Source organism: Cupriavidus sp. D39, from assembly GCF_026627925.1.
Classification (GTDB): Bacteria; Pseudomonadota; Gammaproteobacteria; order Burkholderiales; family Burkholderiaceae; genus Cupriavidus; species Cupriavidus ulmosensis.
In genome coordinates this window covers 346,369-372,288 of sequence record NZ_JAPNLE010000001.1, presented here as the reverse complement: position 1 = coordinate 372,288, position 25,920 = coordinate 346,369, and the positions used below count along the sequence as shown (strand labels likewise).

Genomic DNA, 25,920 nt, shown 5'->3' with positions numbered 1-25,920 from the left:
GCCCGTCACGCCGGGTGAGTAGGCGCTCCTCTGCTACTGCGGCGCTAGCTTTTGCGAGCGCCGCACGCGGCGCCGCCGCGGCATCCATTAGCTCGGGCAGATAGTGCCGCATGAAACTGCGCGCCCGCTCCGGATCCCGGCAGGTCAGTCGTCTCTGTTCACCGCGGCACGGGCAAAAAATCGGGCTGCAGTGTCGGCCGCAGCCCAGGAGACCCACCCTTGGTCAATGGTCGACCGCGCTGCGGTAGTTTTGCGCAGCGGAAGCAGGGCGCGTATCGCCGATCGGGAGGGTACGCTTGTCGGTGGACAAGAAAAAACCCTCGGTCAGTGATGAGCGAGGGCAAAGGTGCAACCAGGGAAGATTGCCGGTTCATGATAGGCCGAGCTATGGAGGGCGCAATCATCCTTTGGGGGTAATCTGCGAGCAGAGGCTCGACGCAAAATCCGGTGGTGCTGGCCGTCCTGCTCGAACGACAGGTCATCGGCCGTCCGCACCATCCTCTCGATGTGGCGCGTCTCGACGCCTTCCACGCCCAAGCCGCGATCGGTGAGGGTCACGCTGTCGCACAGCAGGCGCAGTTCGGCCACGTCACCGGGCAGGAAATGGGATTTGAGGAGAATGGATTCAGTCTGGTAGTTCGTGGCGGGCATGTCCATGTGCCCGCTAGTAGACTTGTTGGCAAGCATCCATGATCGCGCTGAAAGTGATCGGCTGGGCATCGCGCCGAGTGAAATCGGCGGACTGTCGTCTTACGGATAACCGAGGATCGCCGGGCCTGCACCATCCCCAGCGCGGACTGGGGCAGCAGGCCCGTCTCCGCGACGGCGGCCAGCATCCTCTCTCGCACCGCTCGCGGCTCAGTACCACAACGCGTGCTAACCAGCGTCAGCAGTACGACAAGATTACGCCAAAAAATAAAAAAGCCCTTGAAAAACAAGGGCTTTGTTTGGCTTTCGGGTGCCTCCCTCAGGAATCGTTCCCGCGCCTGAAAGTGCTACAAGACTGCCTGTGATCGCCACTCCAGTGAGTTACCTGGCACCGTGCGCGGCGTGGGCCATGGATTTTCAAAATTTGCGCTGGCCCGGCGCCAAACCTCCCCGCGAAGCGCCCTGCCACGGACGCCGCCTCACCCCCCGTCAATCTTTTGTCGTGATGTCTTTGCTGGTGGTTTGAACCCCCTTGGCTCTGGCATCCCTGGCGTACCGTGTTCGTCTTTTCCGGTCGCTCTGATCTTTGTAACGAGGATATGAGCGACGAACGTGCCAGTGGCGTTAAGTGGTTGATTTAATTGATAATGTCATTTTGCAATTTGTAACGCAGAGATACATTTGTAACCAGATGTTTCCATGTTGGTACGAAAGACGCATGGCTTGCGTGCGCCTTAACCTGGATCCGCTTGGTGACTAAAGTAATGCTTTGTATACTTACCAGTCAGTGTTAGTGTGCAATAGGGCACATAGTTGCTTTTCGCGATCCCGCGGCTGCAGTGAATTTAGGCAACTGCACAGAGGGATTCGGGTGGTGGAGCAGTGGCCGCACGAGCGTACGAACTGTTGCAGTCGCGATACGACCCGGCGTCATTTCGTTGTGCGCCTTAATGCACGACAACTGCCGCTAGGGTTGGCATACAGGATGGGACATGCGCTAGAGGAGCGCGGCGGCGACAAAAGACGTAGCCGGATGGGGTATGAATGTTGGCCACCTCACATTGGCACAGCACACTGCTCGCCCTCTTGGATGAGTTGGGAACTTCTTACAACCCCAACCGCATACGATCGAATTGGTTGCATTCCTGATACTGTCTTGTCGCAGACTTGGCCGTTCGGCCAGTGCACTAGCCACCGGTTGCCCCGCCGAGAACCATCAAGAGAACACCCTCAACAAGGCGACATGCCAGCTTTCCCAGCCAAACATTACGCTGCCGAATTGCAGCGGCAACTGCGCAGCCTGGTCGGCCATGAGCAGATCGTCACGCAAGCCTACGGCGTCACCTGCTGATAAAAGGTCCGGACGACGAGGAGCCGACGGTGGTGGCTCGGTTGACCGAGCTCGGCCGTGATCGTTATGGCGCCGACTTCCGCGGCCAAAGGGACGTTGGGAACGTCTACCAGGCGACGGTACACTAGACGAGATTGCCCAGGCGATCGTCAAGCTCCTGCAGCCGAATTTGCAGCAAGCCTATTTAGTGGGGTGTTGGTCGGTACTGCGTAGTCGTTGAAGTACCCTTGGCACCACACGTCGCATCCATCCGCCCTGTCCCGAGACGGACCGGTGTCATCCGCGCCTCAACTCTTCCTTGATTTTCCGTAGCTTGTTGTGGTTTTCATGTCGCTACCGGCTGGGTGCTGGAGAGCGGCGATTCGGTCTGCGCCGAATGCGAGGACATCATTGCGCGGGCAAGGCTCTTAGATGATCAATCGCATTTTTTGCGACGAGGCTATCGTGGAATGCCAATCCAAGCCGATCGTTCCGTCCTTCCCCGAGTCCGCCAAATTCTGCGCTGAGCCGCCACGGCGAGATTCAAAGGAGGGACGATTCGTTCGGATCCCGATCGCCCGAAGATGAGAACAGAGCTCGGAATTGGGGGCGGCCGCAGTTCTCGCGGCTGCTGCGAGGAAACGCGAACAGTTGTCTGCATGTCGACTCAATTGCGCGAGGCTCGTATTGGTTTCTTCGTTGCGTTCCCATTTCATTGCAAAATAAATCCGGTCCAAGGCGCAAAACGGTCGCACCTTAGAGTGTAGGATAGCCAGCAAGAAGTTTCCCCTTGGTGGCCTCGCTCCTTATCCCTAGTCCGAGTGGCTAATTGCAGAGGGAACCTTTCGAAGGCAGTCTCCCTTCTTATCGGGGGGGCTTGACCATGAAGTCTGACACTATCACAGCGGTCCTTAGCTGGCAGAGCGCCGATTTCTGGCAGACAGTGGCTGCGTTCGATACACACAATATCGATTTTGTGATCGAGTCAGAAGAGGGCTGGTATGAGGCGACGTTGGTTTGGTCCCCGGTCGTCCGGCTGCATCTCGTTCCGCGTGCTACCACACGCCGGGGAGCGATTCCTGCGATGATGATCGCTGCGCCCCAATGGCTATGCGACCTTCGCGAGACCATCCCCTCACACAAGCAGCCGCGTAGTCGTCAGTAGGGTGAAGGCCGAGGAAGCACCGGGCTCCAAGTATTATGCCAAGGCCGAGTGCAATGCCAATTGCCCTCGCCGGCTCATCCGTAACTAGTGCTGTAAACCGTTCATTGCATTGGGCCTACCCTTTTTTCCATCGTTCCTGGAGCAGCCAGTTGGCCGCCGCAAGATACTCCACTGCCTGGTCGTGGTGATGCTTGCCGGGCTGCTGTCGGGTTCGATGCCTGCCGATCAATGGCGTTCGCGGATCCCACCTCGCCGGCGTGATCGGCAGTTCGCGTTGCATCAGATACCGGTCGAGCGCCGCGCGAGCCAGCGGCGGCAGCGCCACTTTGGTGGCTTTGCTGCCTTTTCCAACCAGGTGCAGCCAATGATCGCCATGCCCGTCGACCTCGATCTGGCCCTGCGTGGCGCTCACCAATTCGCTGATGCGCAGGCCCGTCGCGTATGCAAAATTGAGCACGAACCGCAGCCGCTGTGCAGCCGGCACTTCCCACTGGTGGCCCAATTCCAACCCTTCGGCCACCGTCTGGTAGCGACCATTCGCCCTCGCTGAAAACCCGAGTGGCGGCCAATGGCTCCGACCGCTGCCAACAACGACTACGAGGGGCGGTGCAGGCCTGGCTCGCGCTGCACGAGTCCGCCGCGACACAGAGGGCGTATCGCAAAGAACTCAGCGTGCAGGTCGCCGTGGGCGCCCGAAACGTCCCGCGCGAGCCGTCGACATCCTGCGGAACATAGAGCCTTTCCCAAGGCACCACGTCATGCTGAGCGCCGACCGGCACCAGCGCACGCGCTTGCGCCAGCAGCGCCCGAACACTCGGATCCATCTGCTCGAACTGAGATGATTGGGATCTCCTTCCGCGCCGTCAAGGCAGGCAAGGCTCAGGCTGGCGGTTGGCAAGCGGCTCGCCGCAACGCCCGGGTCGCAGGTGCATGACGAGAGAGCGAATCGCGTCCAGGCCATCGTGCTGGAGTGCGTGGAAGCACTTGACCAACTGCACACAGCGCTGGAACTTGAACGCGGTCGACGCCATTCGCCTCGAGCCTGAGGTCCTTGATGTGCGAGCCCCTCTGCCGCAGACAATCTCCGAGCTTCTCCGCACCTCGCGCAGCGGACTCTTGGAGGTGACGGTCGGGACGCGCCCGCTCCCGACTGCTGAACCAGCGTACGTTCACTCGGTCTAGAAGGGCTACATCCGGCGGTAGCGTGACTCGAGCATCGCGAACAGGCCGAAGGCCACGAATCCAAGCGCCACGGCCGTAAGCAGAAACCGCCCCAACGGCTGTGCCAGGATCGCATGCAGCGCGCCGTCCAGCCCCGGCGCCTTCTGCCGGTGGAAGGTCAGCGCCGCATAGCTGAGCAGGCCCCCCACCACGCCCAGTGCCACCCCTTGGCGATGTATCCGACTTGGCCCAGTCGCGCCACGCCTTTCCGGGCAACTGGGGACATCGACGAAGTGTCAATCTCCTCGTTGAAGGATTTCTTCACGCCCTTGACCATCCCGGCCACGCCGACGCCAATGATGATCAGCCCCGTGACCACGACGATCACCCGCCCGGCGGGCCACGCCAGCACACCTGAGGTTGTTTGCTGCTGGGACTGCGCGTCCCACGATCCCCAGCCGAGCACGACCGAAGCTGCGCTGACCCCCAGGGCGGCGTAGATCACGGCCTTGGCCCCGCTGGTGACTTGATTGCGGACCCGTTCGGCACCTACGCGGTTGCGATAGCCCCAGATGGCTTCACTGGCCTGCCAGAGCGCGAGCGCCACCATGCCGACCGCAACCAGCCATAGCAGGATCCTGCCAAAGGGCTGATCAGCCAATGTTCTCAGCGCCCCGGAGATGTCGGCGCTCTTGCCGGCCGGCGCGCCCCATGCGATCTGCAGCGCCAGCCAGCCGATCAAGAGGTGCACAACGCCGTAAGCGATCAACCCGACGCGGGCGAGCACCTTCAACGACGCGCTGTCGCCAGCCTGTTCGGCCTTGCCACCGGAATTGGGTGCCATCGCGGGGCCCGCCTCGTGAGTTGTCAAACGCAACCTGGGATCCAACATTTTCTACCTACAACATGTTGTTGAAAACGATCCCAGGTGGGCGAAGACTGGCATTTCGAGGGCTATCGACCCTTTGCTCGACCTGAGCAGCGTAGGTGCGCGCTGAGTCAAGATAGGCGCCGTACGTCCAAAGAAGAGATTTGAAAGTCCGCCGCTGATTCAACCTTAGCTCGGCCCGCAACCTGAGTGCAAGGACTCCTCGTACCCTTGGACTCACGCAGACCGACGCGTCGCCGTCCGGGATTGTTGTAGGAGCGCGTCCGCGTAGCGCTCCACAGGAAAGCGGAAAGTGCCCCGGAAATTGATGTGGCTGAAATGGACCGGGCCCATGCGACGCAGCCAGCCATCTTCGATGACCTGGCCTTCCTTATGCAGCGGGTCGACCACGCTCTGCATCTGGGCGGTGTTCCACGCCAGAACAATGTTGGTCAGCAGCGCATGCGATCCCGAGATTACTTTCATCTCGTCGCGGCGCCGGCCACGCTCGTGTGAGACTTTTCCATGGTAAATCGCGCGCTGAAGATGATGAATAGATTCGCCGCGATTCAACAACGTGTGGATCTCGCGCCTGAACTCTTAAATCGCGATGTAGTCACACAGGAAAGCCGTGCGCAGCAGCCTGCCGAGGCGTTCCGCCGCCCGGTGCAGCGGATCGCCCTGGGCGGCTGCGCCGAAGCGCTGCAGCGCCAGCGAAGCAGAGACACGTCCAGATCTGATCGATGCCGCCAGCCGCAACAGTTCATCCAACCGGGGGTGTCTTAGACCCGAACGGGCCAGGGAACCGGCATCTTGGCGGGGCTGTGCCGCGTCCGGAGTGGCAGCCTTCAGTCTGGTGCGGTCCCAAATATTTCCGTGATCAAGTCGTGCTCGAACTCCGCAGGCCAGAAGTCGCGGGGTCCGGCGGCATACAGCATGGATGCGCCAGTTTCAGGGCGAAGTACGCTGACCAGCCGAACGCCCAACGTGCCTTCATCAGAGGCGTCGCATACGTGAAAGTCGGCCGCAATAAAGCCGTGACGCCGGCATGCGCTAGAGAATGCGCCGCGCTCAATTGGTGAAAATGTCTCCAACTGCAATTCGGAAACCTCCGATGAGAAATCCGTACATACCCCGCCATCCGCCAGCGGACGCGACCAGTCTATGAATCGCTATTCGGCTCCGGCGGCGGCCGCTCGAAGAGCGGTCACATGCCAAAGGGGCTGATCAAAGCAGGTTTGATATTAGCGGCGGCCTTTGGCGTCCTGGACTCTGGTCTGGTCAATAGTACCCCCGCCGGTGCCTTACCGCGCCCTCCCATGCAGCCCATCCGTGTCGGCCTTCCCGGCGCTCTCCGACGCCGGCTTATGATAGGCTTACCGCCCAGTGCGCGCGGCAGCCCACCCTCCGTGTATGGCACGGCCGGCACAGTCGTGGGGATTCTTGGCAAGGCCGCCCGGGTTAGTGGGGTGGCGCCGCCAGGTGTGCTACCGGGCGGCCTGCCGGGTTCGGGAGTGAAGTTGCTTCCTTTCGGGCCCTGGTCGGTGCGCACTTCCGATGACTGGGCCATGGCCAGGCCAGACGCACCGAGCAAAGCGGGGATGATGGCCAATAACAATATGTGTCGCATATTTTCCTCCTTCGGTCGGACCGTACATTCAGCTTGCGTCTTGCAGCAGCACTTCATGACCATGATTGCCCCCGACCGACTGCGTCCTCAGCCCACGCGGCGCTACATGGGAATGCCAAGCCAGATTCCCGTGACCACTAAGACGGTGATCGGGACAGCAGGGCCTGGATAACTGGTTTCGGCAGAGAGTCCAACCACACAAGCATCGGTGCCCGCGCCAGCAGTAGGGACGTTCCCACTGCGCCAACTGCGACTAGCCCGGTGAGCGTCAGCGCGTCTGCGATCCGCATAGCGCCATAGCCCGAGGTCGGCGGCTCGATTGCGTCGTGTGAGTCCTCGAGATGGCTGTCCATCGCACTTGAACTTCAGGGGGCTGGAGCTTGAACGAGCGACCAGCAATTTACGCGCCAGAAGCTTTGCTGCAATGCTGCCGCAAACCGATGGTTATTACTTCGGTGTTGGGCCGGCGCGGCGTGCTGCTGTCGGGGCTTCTTAGCGGGTGAGTGCCTCGTCTGCTTCGGCTGTGACAGCTTCGGAGAAATCGCGTCCGAGCTACTTCCCTTCATACGGCCTGGAGTGCCCATGTCGCTCTAGCAGCAGGAGCGTTCTGGCGATGCCGGCAATGGCTCAACAAGCGCCGCAAAATGCGCCCAACCCCAGTACGCCTCCTGAAGGCTGCACTGTTGCCAGCGCCGCCCGCGGAAATCCGACCATCAATGCGTACGGGAAAGGAGAAAACCGTCTTTCATTTTGGCCTCTTGTCTTCAAAATACAAGGTCAGAAACATTCGGAATTGCGAAGGCAGCCCCCAACGACCTGCGTGAGCCCGCGCCGTGACGTTGTCGTTGGGCAGATAGCTAACGTTGTTAGCGGACGGAACTGGTACCGATGCCCGGCCCCCCGCCAGTGCCGACCTCCGTCCCCACCGGCGCGAAAGGGTCGTTCACGCTGCCGGGAGGCACGCTTCCATGTCCTGGCATTTTGCGTCGATTTCGATGATGTCATAATGGTCTCCTTCGTGTCCGGGTCCCGTGCAAGAGGCATTCCCGCCAGCACGAGGTGCGGCGCCACGCGGCCACCCCTGCCAACCTTCTCGAATTGACAGGGAATTTATGCCGACGGTGTAGAAATACCTCGGCGTGCCGAGCCATTTGCGATGGTTGCCAGAAGCTGCGGGGAACCGGTTCGTTCCGCAAGGCCGGGTGGCCGGGCAGTGGTATGGGTCTTGCGTCCGACGCTAGTGTGGCGCCGCTGTGCGACAGCGCCAATCCTTTTGCGGAGGCCACCCCAAGCTTCGTCTGTGACTACGAGATTCCCGCTAGGGCCACGCCGGCAGCACGTCTTCAATGCAGCCTGGGATTCGCTGCGCGCCATGGAGAAGGGGGCAACAAGGGCACCCCGCCACCCGCTTAGGTGGTGACCGATTTCTTCGATGTTCCCGGCCGCACCTGCCCCTGTCCGAATTCCCGATGTGGCCGAAGTACTGTGGCACGGGCGACATCAATGTGCGATCCAGCAGTTGCGCGCGCACCGCGGAAGTAGGACGCCTTATTCGCGGTAGCCGATTGCCGGTGAAATGTACCGCGATAGATCCGGCGGGCGAGCGGCGGTCGCAGTACCGGCATGTTTCGCTGAACCGCCCGCATAGGTCCAAGCGCGGAACCCGCTGCGGGGCAGTGCGATGGTTAATTTTAGAATTTCGATAGAGATAGAGATAGAGATAGAGATAGAGATAGAGATAGAGATAGAGATAGAGATAGACGTAGGAAACACTAAGATGGCGATTCGATCCCGATGCACGCCACCAAACCGAGACCATGCCATGGAACGTGAACTCAAGCTGGAACTGCGGGAAGACCAGATCGACCGCTTGCGCGACTTACGCGCACTGTCGTCACTGCGCATAGGCCGGCCGCACGATGAACTGCACGTCAACACCTACTTCGATACGGCTGATTTCGAGTTGCATCGCCACCAGTTATCCTTGCGCGTCAGCCGGAACGGCGATCGCCTCGTTCAAACGCTGAAGACGCAGGGGCGCCGGCGGGCAGGGCTCTTCGAACGCGAAGAGTACGAGTCGGAGATTGCCGGCGAGACGCCGGCACTCGATGCGCTGCTCGGCATGGTGCCGAAACAATCCGAGAGCGCCAGGCTGATTGGCGACGCTGGGCTGGCGTCGCGTCTCAAACCCGTCTTTGCGACCCATGTGCGGCGTACAGTTTCACAGTTGCGGCTGCCGCATGGCGAGGAAGTGGAACTTGCGCTGGACCGGGGAGAGCTCCTGGCGGGTCATTTGAGGGCGCCGCTCCACGAAGTCGAGATGGAGATCAAGAACGGTGAGTCGGACCGGCTCTATGGGGTCGCCATCGAGATGTTGGCAGCGGTACCGCTGCGGATCAGCCGTCTGAGCAAGGGGGAGCGCGGCTATGCGTTGATCGGGGGCGAGGAGCCAGGAGCGGTGCATGCGCAACCCTTGAAGCTTGGTAAGCGCGATTCCGTAGGAGACGCCTTCCACTGCATTGCGCAAAACTGCCTTGCTCAGGTATTCGGAAATGAACGCGGCGTGGTGGCGAACGGGCCTAATGCGGCCGCGTGTGTGCACCAGATGCGCGTGGGTCTACGCCGTCTGCGCTCGGCGTTGGATATGTTCGAGCCCAACATCGTATGCCCGGACGCGCTGCAACACGAGATCAAATGGGTCGCCGGCGAACTGGGCGCGGCGCGCGACTGGAAAGTGCTGGCGCATGCCACGTTGCCTGAAGCGCTGTCCGATGCGCCGGAAAATATCCACGCAGACGCATTGCGGGAAACTGCCAGCGAAAGGGCTGGCGAGAATCGGCGCCGTGCAGCGAAAGCGGTGGATTCGGTGCGCTACACGCGGCTCGTCATCGAACTCAACCACTGGCTTTACAACGTTGGCAAGGGGGCCGGCCTTGAGCCAGAGATGCGCGAGGCGCTCTAGGCGTCCGCGCTAAAGTTCGCGCGCAAGACATTGCGGGCGCGGCATCGCAAGCTATTGAAGCGCGGCCGCCGCCTGCCAAAGCTCGATGCGCAACGGCGCCACCGGGCGCGGATCGCCGCCAAGAAGCTTCGCTATGCCACCGAGTTCTTCGCGTCCCTCTATCCGCGGCAACGCTTGCGACGATATCGCGCTGTGCTCTCCAGCTTGCAGGACGACCTGGGCTGGCGCAATGACGTGGCAGTGGCGGATGGCCTGTTGGGCGCCCTGCAGGCGGAGCGCCCAAGAACCGCCATCGGCGCCGGCTTCGCGCGGGGTTACCTGATTGCCCGCGTAGCAGCCGACCAGAAAGCGCTGAGGCGGCTCTGGACGCGCTTCAGGAGCGCCTGCCCACCCGCGTAAGCAGCTCGCCGGGCGGATCCATGCGCCGCAGTGGACCAGAGAGGCAGCGTCTGTCGCGAAGGACGAATTCTCCATCGCCAAGATATCAGACGCGTTGTCGCCCACGCGCGGCTGCCTTCGCTAGCTAAGCGCCTGGGGCGAGTCCAATTTGCCGGATTTGGTCCCCCATCGGGTTCCAAAGCCGGAAAGGCAATGGCAATGCTCAAGCTGGACGGCCAGCGCCAGGGGCGCAGTGGCGCCTGCGGCTAGGCGGCCCCGGAGTCCTAGTTAAAAGAGGACCGCCAACATGAGGGCGGTCTGGCAAAAATCCCGTCGGGGTCAAATCACGAGATGAGTGTAAGAGCAACTTCGCCCGACTCTACGCAGCTTTTAAGATCCGATCGAATACTCGGACGCCGCCTGCCAGCTTTGCGACCTAGCAATTCAGCACCAAGAATTCAGACCTCGCGTCACCTTCCCCCGGCAATTCGCATTAGCGAGCACCACCTGGGAGGAGCACCGTGTGGGGGAGAGATATACCTTTGCTGGCGCAGGCGCTCATGCCCATCGTCGGTCCGGCAGCCGTGGCAGACGCTATGCGCCTCGCCTCGCGGCGGCCGTCAGCGCATTAGGCAAGCTGCTGCGCACTGCGTTCCTACACAAACCGAGTCGCGCCCACGCAGGCAAAACGCGTTGACGAGATGCAAGTCCTTCAATGCCGCTCGTGGCTAAGGGGCGGGGCTCGGCCGACTTCACAATCCGCCGAGCGTGGCTCGTACCCCCTTCGGCCAGCGCGTCAGATCGAAGCCGTGGTGACGCAGCAGCGCTAGCGCCATGCGTTCGATGCCGAACCCAGCGCAGCCGGTATGGGCCGGCGAGCCGTCGGCAGTGCGCAGCGCCCACACCTGGGCAAAGTGGTTCATGTGATAGTTGAAGCTCATGCACGCACTGGGCGGCGCGCCGTCGTAGATAGGCACAAGTAGCTCGAACTTCAGCTTGAGCTCGCGCTGGCTGTCGGCCACGATCTTGCCGCAGCGGCCGAAGAAGGGATCGTTGGCCAATCGCACCTCGTGCGGCAACTCGAGCAGTGCCGCGAACTGCTGGCCGCGTTCTATCCAGAGCTGACGAAACGCGATGACCTGCTCGGCATTGCCCAGACGGACGTACTCGCGCTGGCGGAACATCTGCATGCGCATCGGGTCTAGCGAAGGTTCGTGGCGAAAGCAATAGGACATCGAGTCAACCACGCACCCTTCTGGCGGCATGGCGCCGCGCCGCGCGATCACCGGGTAGATCGGATAGCATGCCGCCGGCGTCAGTACCGTGCGCGTTGGCCGTTGTTCGTCGGCCCATTCCTCGCTGTCCTCCAAGCGCGCCAGCAGGCGATGATGATCGCGATCGTTGCCGTAGAAGCTATGCACAGTGCCGGCCAACTGCGGGAAACTCTTCAAGTATTCGCTTTTCTCGAAGTCATTGCGGGACATCCCCGGCGGAAAGCGCATCACCTCAGCGTGCTGGTCAACGCCAAGCGCGGTGAAGGTAATATTCAGTCCGTCCACAATGGCCTCGAACTCGGCGCTGCGACCGTAAACGCCATCAACCCCGCCCGGGATCAGCAGTCCGGCCTCGATCAGCGCCTGTTGGAAATGATGCTGTCCTGCCTGCAAAGATTGCGGAGCGGTGGCAGCCGGGAAGTCGCCATCGACCACCGACGCGGAATTCGCGCCATCGAGCGCACTGACTTTGGTATCCATGTCATGTCCCTTCGTTGAAACGCTCACGCCGGCAGAAGCCTGACGTTATTGGTTAGATCCGCTCGTTGCAGAACATTGGCGGCGCCGACCGGAAATCGTGCAGATGACGTGACCGCGGTACGGGATGCAGTAGACTGCCGTGGCCTGCCACTCCGAAACGAAAGCGTGGACCGTCGACATGAACCTCCTCCACCAGCCAACGTGGCTTGCGATGGGGACCATGATTGTGCTGCCCGCGGGTGGGGTATGTTTGCCTGCGCACACACGGATGCGGAAGCGGGTCGTTAGTTCTGTCCCGCGTACGTGGCGCGTAGGAGGTCGACGTGGTCTCTTTGCGCAGACGCCGCCATGCCGGTCGTCGCTATGCCACGGTGATCGTCGAACCTTCGTGCAAGCGCGTGTTATGGGTGAAACGTGGCCGGTCGCGCGAGGAAATCCGCTCGTTCTTCGAGTTGGGCAGGCAAGTAACGGGACGCAGCATGGGGTGGTTCCCTATCGTCGCGGTAGGACAAGTCCGCGTTCGGCTCCAGCGGCGGCGGCGCACCCCGAAGGGGCGGAATGTGTTGCGAGATCCGTAGTGATACACCCCGCGGCACGGGAGTAGATCTCCCCTAAAAGATCGGGACCGGACGACCTAAGATTTGCCTGCATGCTGGAGCCAAGCCCAGAGCTGGAGTAGCGGAATGCATACCCATCGCGCATGCATCAGAGCCGCCATCGCCATACTATGGGCGATTGCCAGTCTTGGCCTTGTTCAGCGTACGGAAGCCAATCCGCTGTTTGCCAGACAAACCGGCTTGAACTGCTCCGGCTGCCATACGGTCTATCCGGAGCTGGCACCATTCGGACGGAAGTTCAAGCTTGCGGGTTACACCCAACCCCACCGTTCAGGACGTCTTCAACACCATCTCGGCATGGACCTTTCCGTACCGGAGCCCGGGTATCGCGGCGCCAGGCCGAGGCACCTCAACGTTCCTGGAACGCGCTCGTCATGTCCATTGGAGCAATCCAGCTATTTCGGGATTTCCGGTATTTTTCCATCCAGACCGCTTACGGTCCGGTTGACACCGATGCCTTGCGTAGCCTGCAGGACTGTTTTGATCCTGCGCATTTTGGACCCGATCAATGCAATGCGAGCCTGATTTCTACGATCAGGCGGACATTCTGATTTAGCCTTTACATCCCTTCTCCAGTACCCGCTCAAGGTTTAGCTTGTCGTCGCCAAAGCGCTTAATGTTGCTGGTGAGATAGGGGCTGACGAAGCCAACGTCGTCCACGTCGACCTTAGCGGTCCCGCGATCTCATATAGCCGCGCGTCATAAGCCCGATAAGAAAACTGTCTGCTGCGATGCGCCGGCGTGGCGCTTACGGGCCTATGCTATGGGGACGGTGCCCGGGTGACTGACCGGCGCGACGTGTTCTCCGATGGGGCCTGCACGGAGGGCGGCTGGTAGCGCGTTGGCTGGCCAGGAATTAGTGTGAATTATTGCGTAGCAATAATTATGGCTCGTCGGGGAAATCTGTGGGTGGTTTTCTTGGCCTGACTACGGTTCTTGAACCCGCATGAGGTAGCGATAGAGCTTGCGCGAAGTGGTATCGAAGGCCTTCTGCTCGGTCTCCGTGATGCGTGGCCAGATGAGCGGTCCGCCCTCGTCGTCAATCATTTGCAATAGCAGAGTTTCGGTGGCAAGGCTCGCCAAGTCGGAATCTTCATGGCGACGACGGATGATTTCGCCGCCGAGCATCCAGAGATGGTCGCGATGACGGCGCCGGGTCTTGTCGGTGATTGACTGTGTCAACAGGTCCATCAGGAAGGGTGTCAGGAGTTCAATGATGCGCTGGCCGGCAGCGATATCGGGCGCTTCAATCTGCCAGGTGGTGGGCCAGTTCGCCAGGTCCGGCACGAACGCATTGAGGTCCGCCCCCGCATCCGATGGGACAATGGGCGTCAAAGAAACTGTCTTGCGCTTACCTGCCATGCTGCTGACCCGCCTGCTCAATGCCTGCCATCACTTCCCCGGTTTTGTGTACGAAAGCGCTCGCTTGTGTCAGGCCTCTAACACCATCGAGATCGACGTGCGTCCGCGACGAGGTTCCCGACCGCACTGCTCGGGCTGCGGCCAACAGGCCCGCGGCTACGACACGCTGGCAACGCGCCGCTTCGAGTTCATCCCGATCTGGGGCTTTGCCGTGGTCTTACTGTACGCGATGCGGCGTGTAGAGTGTAAGCGCGGCTGCGGCGTCAAGGTTGAACAGGTACCCTGGGGTATTGGCAAGCACACGCTGACGAAAGCGTACATGCTGTATCTGGCCAACTGGGCACGCAAGCTGTCTTGGCAGGAAACGGCGCGCAGCTTCCATACCAGTTGGGAGAAGGTCAGTCAGGCAGTGGAATGGGTAGTGGAATGGGGGTTGGCCCACCGCACGCTGGGGCCGATCCGCGCCTTCGGGGTCGATGAGATTCAGTATGGTCGGGGGCATCAATATCTGACCCTGGTCTACCAGATCGAGGCTGGTTGCATCCGCTTGCTGTGGGTCGGCAAGGAGCGCACGACAGAGAGCTTCGAGAAATTCTTTGCCTTGATCGGCGCCGAGATCGCCGCCAAAGTCGAGTTCGTCTGCTCGGACATGTGGAAGCCCTATCTGAAGCTGATCGCCAAACATTGCCCCAATGCTTTGAATATCCTCGATCGCTTCCACATCGTCGCCAAGATGAACCTCGCCCTGGATGACGTGCGCGCCGCCGAAGCCCGACGCATGGCAAACGATGGCTACCAGCCCGTGCTGAAGAAATCCCGCTGGTGCCTGCTCAAGCGTCGGGAGAACCTCACCGATACCCAGCGGATACGGTTGCGCGATCTGCTGCGCTACAACTTGCAGAGCGTACGGGCCTATTTGCTCAAGGAGGAATTCCAGTCGCTCTGGGAATACGAATCGCCGGTCTGGGCCGGCAAGTTCCTCGACCGATGGTGCACGCAGGTCATGCGCTCGCGCATCGAACCCATGAAGAAGTTCGCCCGCACTGTCCGCACTCACCGCGAACTCATCCTCAACTACTTCCGGGCGCGAAAGCAGTTCTCCAGCGGGGTGATCGAAGGGCTCAACAACAAAGCCAAAGTCACCATGAGAAAAGCATACGGATTCCGGACCTTCCGCATGACCGAAATCGCGCTATATCACGGGCTCGGGAAGCTCCCGGAGCCAAAACTCACCCACAGTTTTTACTGACGAGCCATAATTATTGGCGCTAGATTTCGAGTGATCGAGAGGTGGCATGCGGCCCGAAGCGGGGCACGCAGCTTGCCCCCTTTCATAAATGCGGCATTCCGCCGCGCCATGGAGAGCACGATGGGACAGCAACAGCAACCCGGCCAAGGCCAGCAAGACCAAAGCAAGCAACAGCAGCAATCCGGTCAGCAAGGTGGCCAGTCCGGCAGCCAAGACCAGAAGGGCGGCCAACAACAGCAACAGGATCGTGGCCAAGGCCAACAAGGCGGCCAGCACGACAAGCAAGGGCAACAAGGCCAACGGACCGACCAGGCTGGGCAGCAGAACCAGCAAGGCCAGAAGGGTGGCCAGCAAGGCCAGCGCTAATTACCGGCTGGCATAAAGGCTAAAAGCTCGCGGCGGTATGGATTGCCGCCGCTAGGCGCCGCCTCCGCGTACACGCGTGGAGGCGGCTTTTTGTGTGCGCCCAGCATGGGCGCACTCCTGTGGGTGCAAGTCCCACCGTAAGTTGATCACAGCGATCGAAGCGAAGCGCAACTGCGAAAGGGCGACCGATCGTGGGGAGGAAGCGTGGAGCGAAGCTGCGAGCCGAGGAACACGAACCGGATAGAAGGCGGTGCCGACCAGGACGAGCGGGCATGAAACCGCGAAGTTCTCGTGATCAAGGGGAGGCGGCGTAAATCCGGCGGTTGTGCAGCGAAGGAGTGCGTTCTTACCTGGGGAGATCTCGCCTCATGCCTGAAAGGGCGACGGCGTCGAGCCGGAGCGAGAAGTCAGCAGAGGTCGAAGTAGTTGGGGGTAGCGCCGGCAAGGCTCGAATCCGCCGACGAAGGACCGAACGAGAGGGAGTGTTCGAAGCCATGTCGATACCGAAGGCATTGCGTCAGAAGCCCGCGCGAGCGGGGCGGGAGGGAGTAGCGGGCGGTGAAGCCGGCCGTGAACCCGCCTGCGACGAAGCCGGCGGTCCGCGGCGGGGACCGGAGGACACGGGGTCGGCGCTGCTGGCAGCGGCGCTGACGCGAGAGAACCTGAAGCAGGCGTTCAGGCGGGTCCGCCGCAACAAAGGCGCCGCTGGCGTGGATGGTCTGGATATTGATCAGACCGCCCGCTATCTGGTGTCGGCGTGGCCGGAGATCCGCCAGCAACTGCTCAAGGGGACGTACCGGCCCAGTCCGGTACGGCGGGTAACGATTCCGAAGCCGGACGGAGGAGGCGAGCGCGAGCTCGGTATTCCGACGGTGACGGACCGGCTGATCCAGCAGGCGCTGTTGCAGGTGCTGCAGCCGATGCTGGACCCCACCTTCAGCGAGCACAGCTACGGCTTCCGGCCTGGGCGGCGTGCGCACGATGCGGTGTTAGCCGCGCAGTCGTACGTGCAGTCGGGGCGGCGAGTGGTGGTGGACGTGGATCTGGAGAAGTTCTTTGACCGGGTCAACCACGACATCCTGATTGACCGTCTACAGAAGCGCATCGGGGACGCCGGGGTCATCCGGCTGATCCGGGCGTATCTGAACAGCGGGCTGATGGATGGCGGGGTAGTGCTGCAGCGGTACGAGGGCACGCCGCAAGGCGGGCCGCTGTCACCGCTGCTGGCTAACGTACTGCTCGATGAGGTGGACAAGGCGTTGGAGCGTCGAGGTCATTGCTTCGTGCGCTATGCCGATGATGCGAACGTGTACGTGCGCAGTCGGCGGGCGGGCGAGCGAGTGATGGCGCTATTGCGGCGCTTGTACGGCAGCCTGCGCCTGAAGGTCAACGAGGCAAAGAGCGCGGTGGCGAGCGCGTTTGGCCGCAAGTTCCTCGGCTACAGCTTCTGGGTGGCCGCAGGGGGAGTGGTCAAGCGCAAAGTGGCAGTTAAGCCGCTGCTGACGTTCAAGCAACGCATCCGCGAACTGACTCGCCGCTCAGGCGGGCGGAGTCTGCAGGCAGTCGTGGATCGGGTGAGGCCATATGTTCTGGGATGGAAGGCCTACTTCCGGCTGGCGCAAACGCCCCAGGTCTGGCGCGAGCTGGACAAGTGGATGCGCCACCGGCTGAGGGCCATCCAGCTCAAGCACTGGCGCCGTGGTCGGGTCATTTACCGAGAGTTGCGTGCGCTGGGTGCTACAGCGGATGCCGCCAGGCAAGCAGCGGCGAGTAGCCGGTGCTGGTGGCGCAACAGCGGCGACACGCTGAACCGGGTCCTGACCATCGCCTACTTCGATCAGTTGGGCATGCCCCGTCTCACTTAACCTCAACCTCTCGAACCGCCCGGTGCGGACCCGCATGCCGGGTGGTGTGGCAGGGGCGCAGCCAGTGGGCTGCCCCTATGCCGATTTGATGAGCGGCAGTACCAGACCGACCACGGCGTATAGCAGCCATGCCGGATAGTGCCGCCGGATGTTGGTGGCCAGCCCGTGTCCGCTCACCCGCCCGATCCTCGGGCTGACTACCTCGATGCCGATCATCAGCGGATAGGTGAAGAGCACCGTCCACAGCATGTTGAAGCCGAACTGCGCGCCCGCCTGTGAATAGGTGGCGATACCGCTGGGATCATCGTCGGCGGCGCCGGTAATCAGTCCCGGGCCGAGCTAGCCGAGCCAGAATCCGGCTGAGTCATTGGCGGAATCATCGGCTGGAGCTTTGGTGGTGGTTTCCATGTCAGGCACCATCGTCTGCGCAATGCACCGCTTTCAGCAGAGCATGGTTCTGGCGCTCGTTGGCATAGCGGTTCCTGGCGAGTTCGAGGATCTGGTCGCGGTGCGGTCGAAGGCCGCCAGCACTTCGGGCTCAGCCGAGCCCATTGCCAGTTCGAGATTCGCGAGCACGGCGTCATTGACCAGGAATGTGACTTCGCGCGCATTGTCGTAACCCCAGAACCATACGCAGTGCTTGGCTGCATCGAAGCTTCGGCTCGGGTTGGGAAAATTCAATGCGATGTTGCACCTCGGTTGACCGGGCACCGTGGTACCCGGAAAGTTCGCCCAAGATGCCGCAAGGAATGGTAGGGCCCGAGAGGAGACGCCACGATCGTGGCGAAACCCCGATCCGCTTGTCAGCCGCTTGCACACGCTATAGCGCCTTGGTGATGGTGCAGTCTGGAACTACTGCGTGCAGGTACCCTCGCGAAGATCCGCTATCTGCTTGCTCTGCGGATCAAATTGACCGGGTTGTGCGGTCTTGCGAGCCTCGTCGGGTTGTTCGGGCCGACGTCTTGCCGGTGCTGGCGGATGCCGCGTCCGGGCCGTAGGTGTGGTCATATAGTTCATAAGCGCCAAACGCTTGTTTGCTAGGTCAGCTATTAATGATAGGCCCTGGAGCCGGCCTACCCAACAAGCGTTACTCGACAGTGTGAGGACGCCGGCGCGATGACTTGCCGGGCGGCACCGGTCAGGTGGCCGCCAGCGCCTTGTCGCTGGCGCCGCCGCGGTCGCTCATGAAAAACAATCAGGAGAGCCCCGTGTTTCAAGGGATTTACGCGGCTGGGGTGATCTGGAAGCCGAGGGCAGTCGCGCGGCGCCGGAGCGCAACTGCCCTCGGTTTCCAGATCACCCTAACCGTTCCGCTAGCTTTGAAAGCCGTCTGATTGTTTCTCATGAGCCTACTGAAGCTACGTGTACCGCACCGCACGGGGGCGCGTCAGCAGAAATTGCGGCTGCTTGTGGCAAGGCTGCCCAACAAGGATTGATGGATTGATTGCTCAACGTGCTCGGCGCGGCACTTTTTTGCCATGTAAGAAACGGTGTTTGCTGTCCGCTTGCCTCGCTGCGAGTAACACTCCTGCTGCTCTTCTTGGTCGGACCGTGCTGTTATCTCGCCACCATGAGGTCGGGCAATCTCGCACGCGATGTACAGGCCTAGTGCAAGGCTGCCATCGGCGGTTTAGCTGCTCTCATGCTCGGGGGCCCACTTTAGAGGGTCAAAGAGCTGAGCCAGGCCTTTGCGATTCGGCAACAATGCCAACATGGCAAAAATCGAACAGCCGCCAGCAGCTTCGCTAATTTGGCATAAGCTTTATGCGGCGAAATTTTCCTGTAGCGGCTAAGCGATAATGTCTGCTTTTGGCTAAGCTCAAATGTCCGAGTTTGGCCAGCGGCCGATCAGGTCGAAAAACGGGCATCTGCCCACAGTCCGCAGCAGGCCCAGTGATTCCATTGCTCCGCGAGCCCCCTGAGCTAACTACGGCCAGATTGCCGGTAAGATCCGCCAAACGGTTCGCGCGACGACGCGAACAATGCGTTTACCCGGCGATGCCAGGGACTGGCCCACCCGTCGGTCGAGTTCAGACTGACACCTCAAATATCGAAATAGAGATAAAACTCCCACGGGTGCGGCCGCAGCTTCAGCGTATCGATCTCGCGCCTGCGCTTGTAGTCGATCCAGGTCTTGATCACCTCTTCTGTAAAGACGTCCCCTTTTAGCAGGAAGGCCGAATCGACTTCCAGCGCCGACAGGGATTCCTCGAGCGACCCGGGCACCTGGCGGATGTTTGCGGCCTCCTCACGGGAAAGCTCATAGATGTTCTTGTCGAGCGGATCGCCCGGATCGATGTGGTTTTCAATGCCGTCCAGCCCGGCCAACAGCATTGCCGAAAAAGCAAGGTAGGCATTGGCCGAAGGATCGGGACAGCGGAATTCTACGCGCCTCGCGCTCGGCGAATCGGAATACATCGGGATCCTGGCGGCGGCGGAACGATTGCGCTGTGACATGGCCAGGTTGACAGGTGCCTCGTAGCCCGGCACCAGGCGCTTGTAGGAATTCGTGCTCGGGGCGCAGAAGGCCATCAGGGCCGGAGCATGCCTGAGCAAGCCGCCGATGTACCAGCGGCACATTTCAGATGTCAGCGCCCAGCCGCTCGCGTCATAGAAAAGGTTCTCACCGCCCTTCCACAGGCTCTGGTGGCAATGCATGCCGCTTGCGTTGTCCGCGAAAAGGGGCTTTGGCATGAACGTCGCGACCTTGCCATGCCGGCGCGCCACGTTCTTGCAGATGTACTTGTACATCATTACGTTGTCCGCCATCCGGGTCAGCGGCGCAAAGCGCATGTCGATCTCATTCTGGCCCGCGGTCGCCACCTCATGGTGATGGACCTCGACCTGGATGCCGGCCTTCATCAGCGCCAGGACGATCTCGGAGCGGATGTCCTGTAGCGTGTCGTGTGGCGGGACGGGAAAGTAGCCTTCCTTGTAGCGCTGCTTGTAGCCGAGGTTGCCCCCACCATAGGCCCCCTCGTCGCGACCTGAGGTCCATTCTCCTTCGGCCGACTCCACATGGTAGTAGCCTGAGTGCTGGTCCTGTCCAAAGCGAATGGAGTCGAAGATGAAGAACTCCAGCTCGGGGCCGAAGTAGCAAGTCGTGGCGAGGCCGGTCTGCTGCAGGTACAACTCTGCCTTCCTGGCGATATGACGCGGGTCGCGGGAATAAGGCTGCCGCAGAATCGGGTCTATCACGTCGCAGATGATCGATAGCGTCGGCGTTTCGCAGAACGGATCGACAAAGGCGGTCGCCGGGTCCGGCCTCACCAGCATGTCGGACTCGTGAATCTCCTGGAAACCGCGAATTGAGGACCCGTCGAAGCCGATGCCGGACGTGAACAGATCGTCGTTGACTTCGGGCAGGGTAATTGAGAAGTGTTGCCACAGACCAGGCAGATCCGTGAATCTGAGGTCGACCACCTGGAGGTCTTGCTTCCTGATCAGGTCGATCACCTCGCCCGGGTCATTCGGCCGCTCGACGCGATAACTTCCCGGCTCCATTGAGACCATCGACATGGCTGCCTCCCTTGTCTGGTCGCAGCATAGTCCAACCTTAGTCCGTCCGGACCAGAAAGAAAAGCGCGCCACCCGGCGCGCCTTGCACCGGCTTAGCGCACCGGCCGCAGGTGTCGCCAGCGCAACTTTATGGCGCTACCACGGCTGGCGCGATATCCATCGGGGCCAACCCGGTCGGGTGACAGTAGTGGCTCAAACGGCCAGGCTGGCCGATAAGCCGCCATCCCATCTCGAAGTAGGGGGCGAGGACTTCTATCTCAATCTGCTCTACATCGTAATCGAGCTGAAGACGGGTGCTTTCAAGCCGGAGTATGCGGGACAGATCAGCTTCTACCTGTCGGCGGTCGATGCCGAAATGAAGACAGCGGCCGACAATCCTACCGTCGGGCTGCTGCTATGCCAGGAGCACAACCGGCTGGTGGTCGAATACGCACTGCGCGGCATGGGCAATCCGATTGGCGTGGCGCAGTACCAGCTGGTTGCGGAGCTGCCGGCCGAACTGCAAGCAAGTCTGCCGAGCGTCGAGGCGTCGACTCAGGAACTGGAGCATGACGCCCGACGTAATAGGGCGATTAAGCCTGTAGGCACCGCCGCGCTCGAGATCACCGCGGCCTCCCGCGCTTGCGTCGTCGGTGTCCTCCATGGGCGTCTCCAATCGTTCACAGATCATCGTTTAACATAAGGTTTATGCGGTGTTTCGCTTGTGGACTCGACTGTTTGGAGGGGCGAAACGCCCCCCGGCCTGGGGAACTGTACGACCCTCAGTTGTCCGTCGGCGAACGGTTGGTGGGAACCGGTGCAAAGTCGAAATGGGCGGCGGCATACACGGCATTGCACGCCCATACTTCTTCCCCGTCCTTATAGAAGGTGACCCAATTGCCGTCGCTGATGCATTGGGCGCCGGGAAAAACCTCCTCATGGCCGTTTGCACCGTCCAGCGGGAAGGGCGCGTGTGGCGTGGCCCAGTAGTGGCCGTTCGGTAAGGCCGTGATCGATTTTCGGGACATTCTCTTCAGCACCGCCATGCGCAGTCACGCAACGCGCGATCCCACCCGCCGCGGCGAACCGGATTGTGTCAATCCTGCAACGGCGTGGCACCGTCCCGGGACATCCTCGTGTAGCCTCACTGCCAATTCCCTCCTGCTATACGGTGCAAGTTCGCTATGGCGCAATACCTCCAAATTGCAGTCCGAGCCTTCGGCGTTGGCGCCATCCTTGTGATCGTCGCCGTTGGCTCCCGGCAAGTATATCTGCGGGTCGCTGCTGAGGCTGGCATTGCCGGCGGTGAAGAGGATCCTGCGACAATAATGTTGATTCGATGCGAGGCGATGCACAGCCGGCTGCAGAATCGGCCTGTTTCCGAAGACGCTGCGGATGCTGACGAGGCGCCGCGTGCCCGGTGTATGGAGTCCTGAACTCGCAGAAAACCTAAGCAGTCTGCAGTTCACGCTCCGTGTCTGAGCGCGTATATGGCCGACATGCGGCTGGGCCGGGACGTCTCCGCAAGCGCCCCTCGCACGCGCCCAGCCTTGGCGAATATCCTCGCCAAGGGCGCTTACCGCAGTGGGGTTACTAGGTGAACATCAGAGGCGCGTCATGCCGAGCGGCAAGCGCATGCCGCAACCTAGGCGCGACTGGAGGCTGGGCGGGCGGAGCTGGAGGCAGCTGGTGGAGCTGCGTACCCAATTCTCGACCGAACTGGAACGGGCGCGAGCAGGTGAGCATCGACCAGGAACGCGCCGAAGCCAGCGAGCGGCGCGCGCTGCGCTCCATCAGGAGCCCACCGCACGGCAGAAGAGCGAGCGCGCGGCCGAAGACCTGCACACGGAACTGGCGCAGACAGCGACGCTGGCCGGTCGGCTCGCGGCGGCCGAGCGGGCGCAGCGCCGGGCCGAGCGGGCCGGAGCCGAAGCGGCGCTGGCGCGCCAGCTACTGGCAGAATTGCGCGTGGCGCCGCGCGAGCGGACGGGCGCGCGGCGGAAGGCCGGTGGCCAAGGGCCGATCGCGAATGAAGAACCGGGTGCGACGGCGCTCCCCCTCAACCCACATGACGGCAACGATGGCAACGGAAATTGAGCGGGCGGACGCGATCCGCTGGATCCGGGCGCAGATGCTCGAGTGCGGGCTGACGATGGAAGAGTTGGAGGCGGCCGGGTGCTTTGCGCTGCCGCCGAGCCCGCGCTCGGTCTGTTACCGCAATGCCGAGGGGCTGAGCTGGGACGGGACGGGCGAGATGCCGGACTGGCTGCGGCGGGCGGTCAATGCGGGGCAGACGGTAGAGTTTTTCCGCGTCGGGTAGCACAAGAAAACGACCCCGCTAGTTTCGAGGCCTGCGACGGCGTCGAGAATTGGGTACGCCGAGGTGGGGTCCATGTCCGATGGCGTGAAGTTGGGGGCATGCCAAGATTCGCCCAAACCGCTATCACATGCGCGCGTCCCTCGCGGTATGGCGACAACTCCCGGGCGCCTGCCATGGCCCTTGTGATAGCGGCACATCCCCTTCTCAAAGAAAATGGGCCGTGAACTGCCGGCCTAAACTTCCTTCGTGTCGAATATGAGCATGTCAACGCCGGCCTGGGCGAAATTGGCCACGTCAGTTGCTGCCGCGGCGCCCTCAGGCGAAGCCATAGCCTGCTGGAGCGCCGCCAGCGAATCGAAGCTCAGCACCGCAACCAGGTGAAATGGCGAATCGCCGGCCGGGCTTGCAACCGGGCCGCTGCTGACAGCGTCGCAGGCCGGCGATCTTCTTGGCGATCGGAACATGGGTCGAGAAGTAATATGAATCGAACGCCGCCGTGTCCGCAGGCTTCTTGAATAGCACCACTAGCTTTGCCATCGTGGTTTCTCCAGACGTGAGTTAGATAGAGCCTGAGCCTGCTAGTGTAGCTTTCCTATAGTGTGTGAAAGCCATATCTGTCAGGACACGTATCGTTCGGTGCGCTTGATGCATAACGCTACAAAACCGTGGTTCGCAGCGGGTTCCGGCGTGGGTCGACAGGGGTATGGCTTGGGGCACGCGCTGTGGAACGCTACAAAGTCACGCCCCCCGCCATTCCATCCTTCGGGGTCGGGCGCTTGATAGACAACTAGCTCCAGAAATTACGGCCGCTGTGCCGAGAGCGCTCCGTTTGGTCTTCGGCACGAGCTGACTGACTCTTAACGAATGCGGCGCACGGCTTCGAGCATAGAATTCCATTGACTTGTCAGGCGGGGGTAGGCATCGCCGCTATCAAATGGTCTCTTACTGCGACGAAACCTAAAAAAACCCGCCGGGCGGCGGGCTACGACGACTGGGTCGTCGGCTTGCTTCTTGATTCTTGCCTGGCAAGCAGTGATACCAGAACGCGAATCGTTAGCGATCGATCAACGGCCGATCTGCTTGCTCACTGCGTTTTCCTGCTGGTTAAGGGCGCGCTGGTCGGCACGGGTAATGTGGCCGCCGTCATGGCTTGCCATGGTGCGTTCTTCGGCGCGGATCTGGTGATCTTCTCTGTGCAGCTTAGCTGCCTGGCCGCGGGACATTTCACCTTCCTTGACCTCTTGGTGGATACGAGCGTTCTGGTTGGCCAGACGCCCGTTGACCTGCTCGCGACGCGGGTGATTCTTCTGCCACTGGGTATCGTTTGCCATTGCGCCACCAGCCATGCCTGCCGCCAGAACAGCGATTGCCACACTTCCGATCAGTTTGCGAGTAAACACCGTGAGCTCCCTTGCTTGTTGATGCCCGGCAGGATTGGCCGCGCATGACCCAGTAACGCCGCGGAATCGGGCGGCGATGACGAGGGGCAGGGAGTGCTTTGTAACGATTTGTTGATGCTGAAGCTGATTTTGATGCGTTGATATCGATGCGTCGAGATCGAGAGTGAAGGTAGTTTTCTGTAATTTCCGGCCGCTCAGGTTCAGACCTGGAATGCCGCAAGCAGGGCGAGCACGCCGCCGAGCGCGTCCACACCGTACGAGGTGTGCATGAGGCGGGCCGAGGGGCAGCATCTTGAGCATCTGAGGCGATGCAAACTTACTTCGGATGCCTCGATTCCTGACTATCGCGAAGACTCTGCTCGTGCAACTCAATCCAAAGTCCATGTTCCAAGCGCAGTTCCAACAGATCCAGCAATTGAGCGTAGTGCAGTGTGCCATCCGCGTTTGCGACAAGAAGTAGCCCGCCAGTCCCCACCTCGCCCTCTCCCTGCACAAGCCTCAACCATCGCAGATAGGCGCCTTCCCTTTCCGCCGTTGCGATCGATCTCCCTTCGGCAATCTCCGTCGCCAGTCTCTCAATGAAGTTCTCCAACCGATCGCGCCGAGTCTGCGCAGGCGGGAACGCATTGAGGTAGAGCGCTCAATAGCGTGCCCGCCGGCGTCTGCTGGAGCAGAGGCGCTCGAGCGGCAGCTGGGTGAGTTGCGTACTTAAGGCTACGCTGAACAAGCTGGGCAAATTGAGTTACGCAGGTTGATCAGGAGCCCGTTCGGCCGGAAAAATAGCTGTGGCGACGAGAATTTGCCCTCGCGCGCCCCAATTGGGGTGTGTTGGCGGGGCGCCCGCCCCGCATTCGCCCTTTACGGGCGGACTGCTCCCATCAGATGCCCTCGACTCAAATAGAGATTGGCCAGCGCCAGCGCCGTGAAGGCTCGGCCGGCATTCTTCTTCAGGCCGCGGTAGCGGACTTTCGTGAAGCCCCACAGGCGCTTAACCACGGCGAAGACATGATCAACCCGGGCCCGGATCTTCGATTTGTTACGGTTCTTCCCGCGTTGCACTTCGTCAATCACCCCGTTTCTGCGGGTCCGCTGATTGGTGAAGTCCTTGGCGTGCGGCGCCTTCGATGCGATCAGCTCCTGCTGACTGGCGTATGCGCTGTCACCGTACACACGCCGCTCCTCCCCATGCAGAAGCTGGGGCAGCGCATGCTTGTCGTGAACGTTGGCCGGCGTCACCACCGCGGAATGGGCCAACCCGCTCTGACTATCCACGCCAATGTGCAACTTCATGCCAAAGTGGTAAGTAGACCCGGGGAACCGCCCCCCGAGCCTCTCGCAGAACCGTAC

14 protein-coding genes and 8 pseudogenes are annotated in these 25,920 nt (G+C 61.3%); 7 read left to right on the top strand and 15 right to left on the bottom strand.

What is annotated here, in order from left to right; genetic code table 11:
• Positions 1–324: 324 nt before the first annotated feature.
• A complete protein-coding gene (locus tag OMK73_RS01885; protein ID WP_267600442.1) occupies positions 325–687 on the bottom strand; it encodes a hypothetical protein in 363 nt (120 codons plus the stop codon).
• Positions 688–689: 2 nt separating this feature from the next.
• On the opposite strand from OMK73_RS01885, the gene OMK73_RS01880 reads away from it, so the two are divergent.
• A complete protein-coding gene (locus OMK73_RS01880) occupies positions 690–1,013 on the top strand; it encodes a hypothetical protein (RefSeq protein ID WP_267600441.1) in 324 nt (107 codons plus the stop codon).
• A 2,245-nt stretch (positions 1,014–3,258) separates the two neighbouring features.
• Here the strand turns inward: OMK73_RS01880 and OMK73_RS01875 are convergent.
• From OMK73_RS01875 to OMK73_RS01860, 4 genes and pseudogenes are all read right to left on the bottom strand, one after another.
• A complete protein-coding gene (locus OMK73_RS01875) occupies positions 3,259–3,663 on the bottom strand; it encodes a tyrosine-type recombinase/integrase (RefSeq protein WP_420715430.1) in 405 nt (134 codons plus the stop codon).
• 667 nt (positions 3,664–4,330) lie between these two features.
• Entirely contained in the window at positions 4,331–4,528 is a 198-nt protein-coding gene (locus OMK73_RS01870) for a DUF1206 domain-containing protein (protein ID WP_267600439.1), read from the bottom strand.
• Complete coding sequence (locus tag OMK73_RS01865) at positions 4,483–5,148, bottom strand: DUF1206 domain-containing protein (protein ID WP_267600438.1); 666 nt, start codon at positions 5,146–5,148, stop codon at positions 4,483–4,485. The genes OMK73_RS01870 and OMK73_RS01865 overlap by 46 nt, the downstream gene beginning before the upstream one ends.
• A 261-nt stretch (positions 5,149–5,409) precedes the next feature.
• Positions 5,410–5,967, bottom strand: a pseudogene (locus OMK73_RS01860) (Tn3 family transposase); the annotation flags it as partial.
• Positions 5,968–8,483: 2,516 nt separating this feature from the next.
• Between OMK73_RS01860 and OMK73_RS01855 the strand changes: the two are divergent.
• A pseudogene (locus tag OMK73_RS01855) lies at positions 8,484–10,163 on the top strand (CHAD domain-containing protein).
• 731 nt (positions 10,164–10,894) lie between these two features.
• Here OMK73_RS01855 and OMK73_RS01850 read toward each other — a convergent pair.
• Together OMK73_RS01850 and OMK73_RS01840 are read right to left on the bottom strand one after the other, a co-directional pair.
• Complete coding sequence (locus OMK73_RS01850) at positions 10,895–11,896, bottom strand: amino acid--[acyl-carrier-protein] ligase (protein ID WP_267600437.1); 1,002 nt, start codon at positions 11,894–11,896, stop codon at positions 10,895–10,897.
• A gap of 1,544 nt (positions 11,897–13,440) precedes the next feature.
• Complete coding sequence (locus OMK73_RS01840) at positions 13,441–13,875, bottom strand: hypothetical protein (RefSeq protein ID WP_267600436.1); 435 nt, start codon at positions 13,873–13,875, stop codon at positions 13,441–13,443.
• Between OMK73_RS01840 and OMK73_RS01835 the strand changes: the two genes are divergently transcribed.
• Complete coding sequence (locus OMK73_RS01835) at positions 13,874–15,124, top strand: ISL3 family transposase (RefSeq protein WP_267600435.1); 1,251 nt, start codon at positions 13,874–13,876, stop codon at positions 15,122–15,124. The genes OMK73_RS01840 and OMK73_RS01835 overlap by 2 nt on opposite strands.
• On the opposite strand, the gene OMK73_RS01830 is transcribed toward OMK73_RS01835, so the two are convergent.
• Positions 15,068–15,478: a hypothetical protein gene (locus OMK73_RS01830; protein ID WP_267600434.1), complete on the bottom strand. Its 411-nt coding sequence runs from the start codon at positions 15,476–15,478 to the stop codon at positions 15,068–15,070. The genes OMK73_RS01835 and OMK73_RS01830 overlap by 57 nt on opposite strands.
• Positions 15,479–15,984: 506 nt before the next feature.
• Between OMK73_RS01830 and ltrA the strand changes: the two genes are divergently transcribed.
• A complete protein-coding gene (gene ltrA / locus OMK73_RS01825) occupies positions 15,985–17,355 on the top strand; it encodes a group II intron reverse transcriptase/maturase (protein ID WP_267600714.1) in 1,371 nt (456 codons plus the stop codon).
• A 96-nt stretch (positions 17,356–17,451) separates the two neighbouring features.
• On the opposite strand, the pseudogene OMK73_RS01820 reads toward ltrA, so the two are convergent.
• The 3 genes and pseudogenes from OMK73_RS01820 to glnA all read right to left on the bottom strand — a co-directional run.
• Positions 17,452–17,646 (bottom strand): annotated as a pseudogene (locus OMK73_RS01820) (divalent metal cation transporter); the annotation flags it as partial.
• A 118-nt stretch (positions 17,647–17,764) separates the two neighbouring features.
• A pseudogene (locus OMK73_RS01815) lies at positions 17,765–18,042 on the bottom strand (DUF1488 domain-containing protein).
• A gap of 1,356 nt (positions 18,043–19,398) precedes the next feature.
• Positions 19,399–20,874, bottom strand: a complete 1,476-nt coding sequence (glnA, locus tag OMK73_RS01810; RefSeq protein ID WP_267600712.1) for a type I glutamate--ammonia ligase — start codon at positions 20,872–20,874, stop codon at positions 19,399–19,401.
• A 226-nt stretch (positions 20,875–21,100) separates the two neighbouring features.
• Between glnA and OMK73_RS01805 the strand changes: the two are divergent.
• A pseudogene (locus OMK73_RS01805) lies at positions 21,101–21,427 on the top strand (PDDEXK nuclease domain-containing protein); the annotation flags it as partial.
• 208 nt (positions 21,428–21,635) lie between these two features.
• Here the strand turns inward: OMK73_RS01805 and OMK73_RS01800 are convergent.
• Positions 21,636–21,899 (bottom strand): hypothetical protein, encoded by a 264-nt coding sequence (locus tag OMK73_RS01800; protein WP_267600433.1) that lies wholly within the window; start codon positions 21,897–21,899, stop codon positions 21,636–21,638.
• Positions 21,900–22,472: 573 nt separating this feature from the next.
• Between OMK73_RS01800 and OMK73_RS01790 the strand changes: the two are divergent.
• Together OMK73_RS01790 and OMK73_RS01785 are read left to right on the top strand one after the other, a co-directional pair.
• Positions 22,473–22,950: pseudogene (locus tag OMK73_RS01790) on the top strand (KfrA protein); the annotation flags it as partial.
• Positions 22,934–23,173 (top strand): H-NS family nucleoid-associated regulatory protein, encoded by a 240-nt coding sequence (locus OMK73_RS01785; RefSeq protein ID WP_267600431.1) that lies wholly within the window; start codon positions 22,934–22,936, stop codon positions 23,171–23,173. The pseudogene OMK73_RS01790 and the gene OMK73_RS01785, both read left to right, overlap by 17 nt.
• Before the next feature lie 233 nt (positions 23,174–23,406).
• On the opposite strand, the pseudogene OMK73_RS01780 reads toward OMK73_RS01785, so the two are convergent.
• The 3 genes and pseudogenes from OMK73_RS01780 to OMK73_RS01770 all read right to left on the bottom strand — a co-directional run.
• Positions 23,407–23,710: pseudogene (locus OMK73_RS01780) on the bottom strand (EthD family reductase).
• A gap of 527 nt (positions 23,711–24,237) precedes the next feature.
• The gene (locus tag OMK73_RS01775) at positions 24,238–24,519 is read right to left on the bottom strand and encodes a hypothetical protein (RefSeq protein ID WP_267600711.1); all 282 of its coding nucleotides are present in this window, start codon (positions 24,517–24,519) and stop codon (positions 24,238–24,240) included.
• Between the two features lie 912 nt (positions 24,520–25,431).
• Positions 25,432–25,884: pseudogene (locus OMK73_RS01770) on the bottom strand (IS5 family transposase); the annotation flags it as partial.
• Positions 25,885–25,920: the final 36 nt, after the last annotated feature.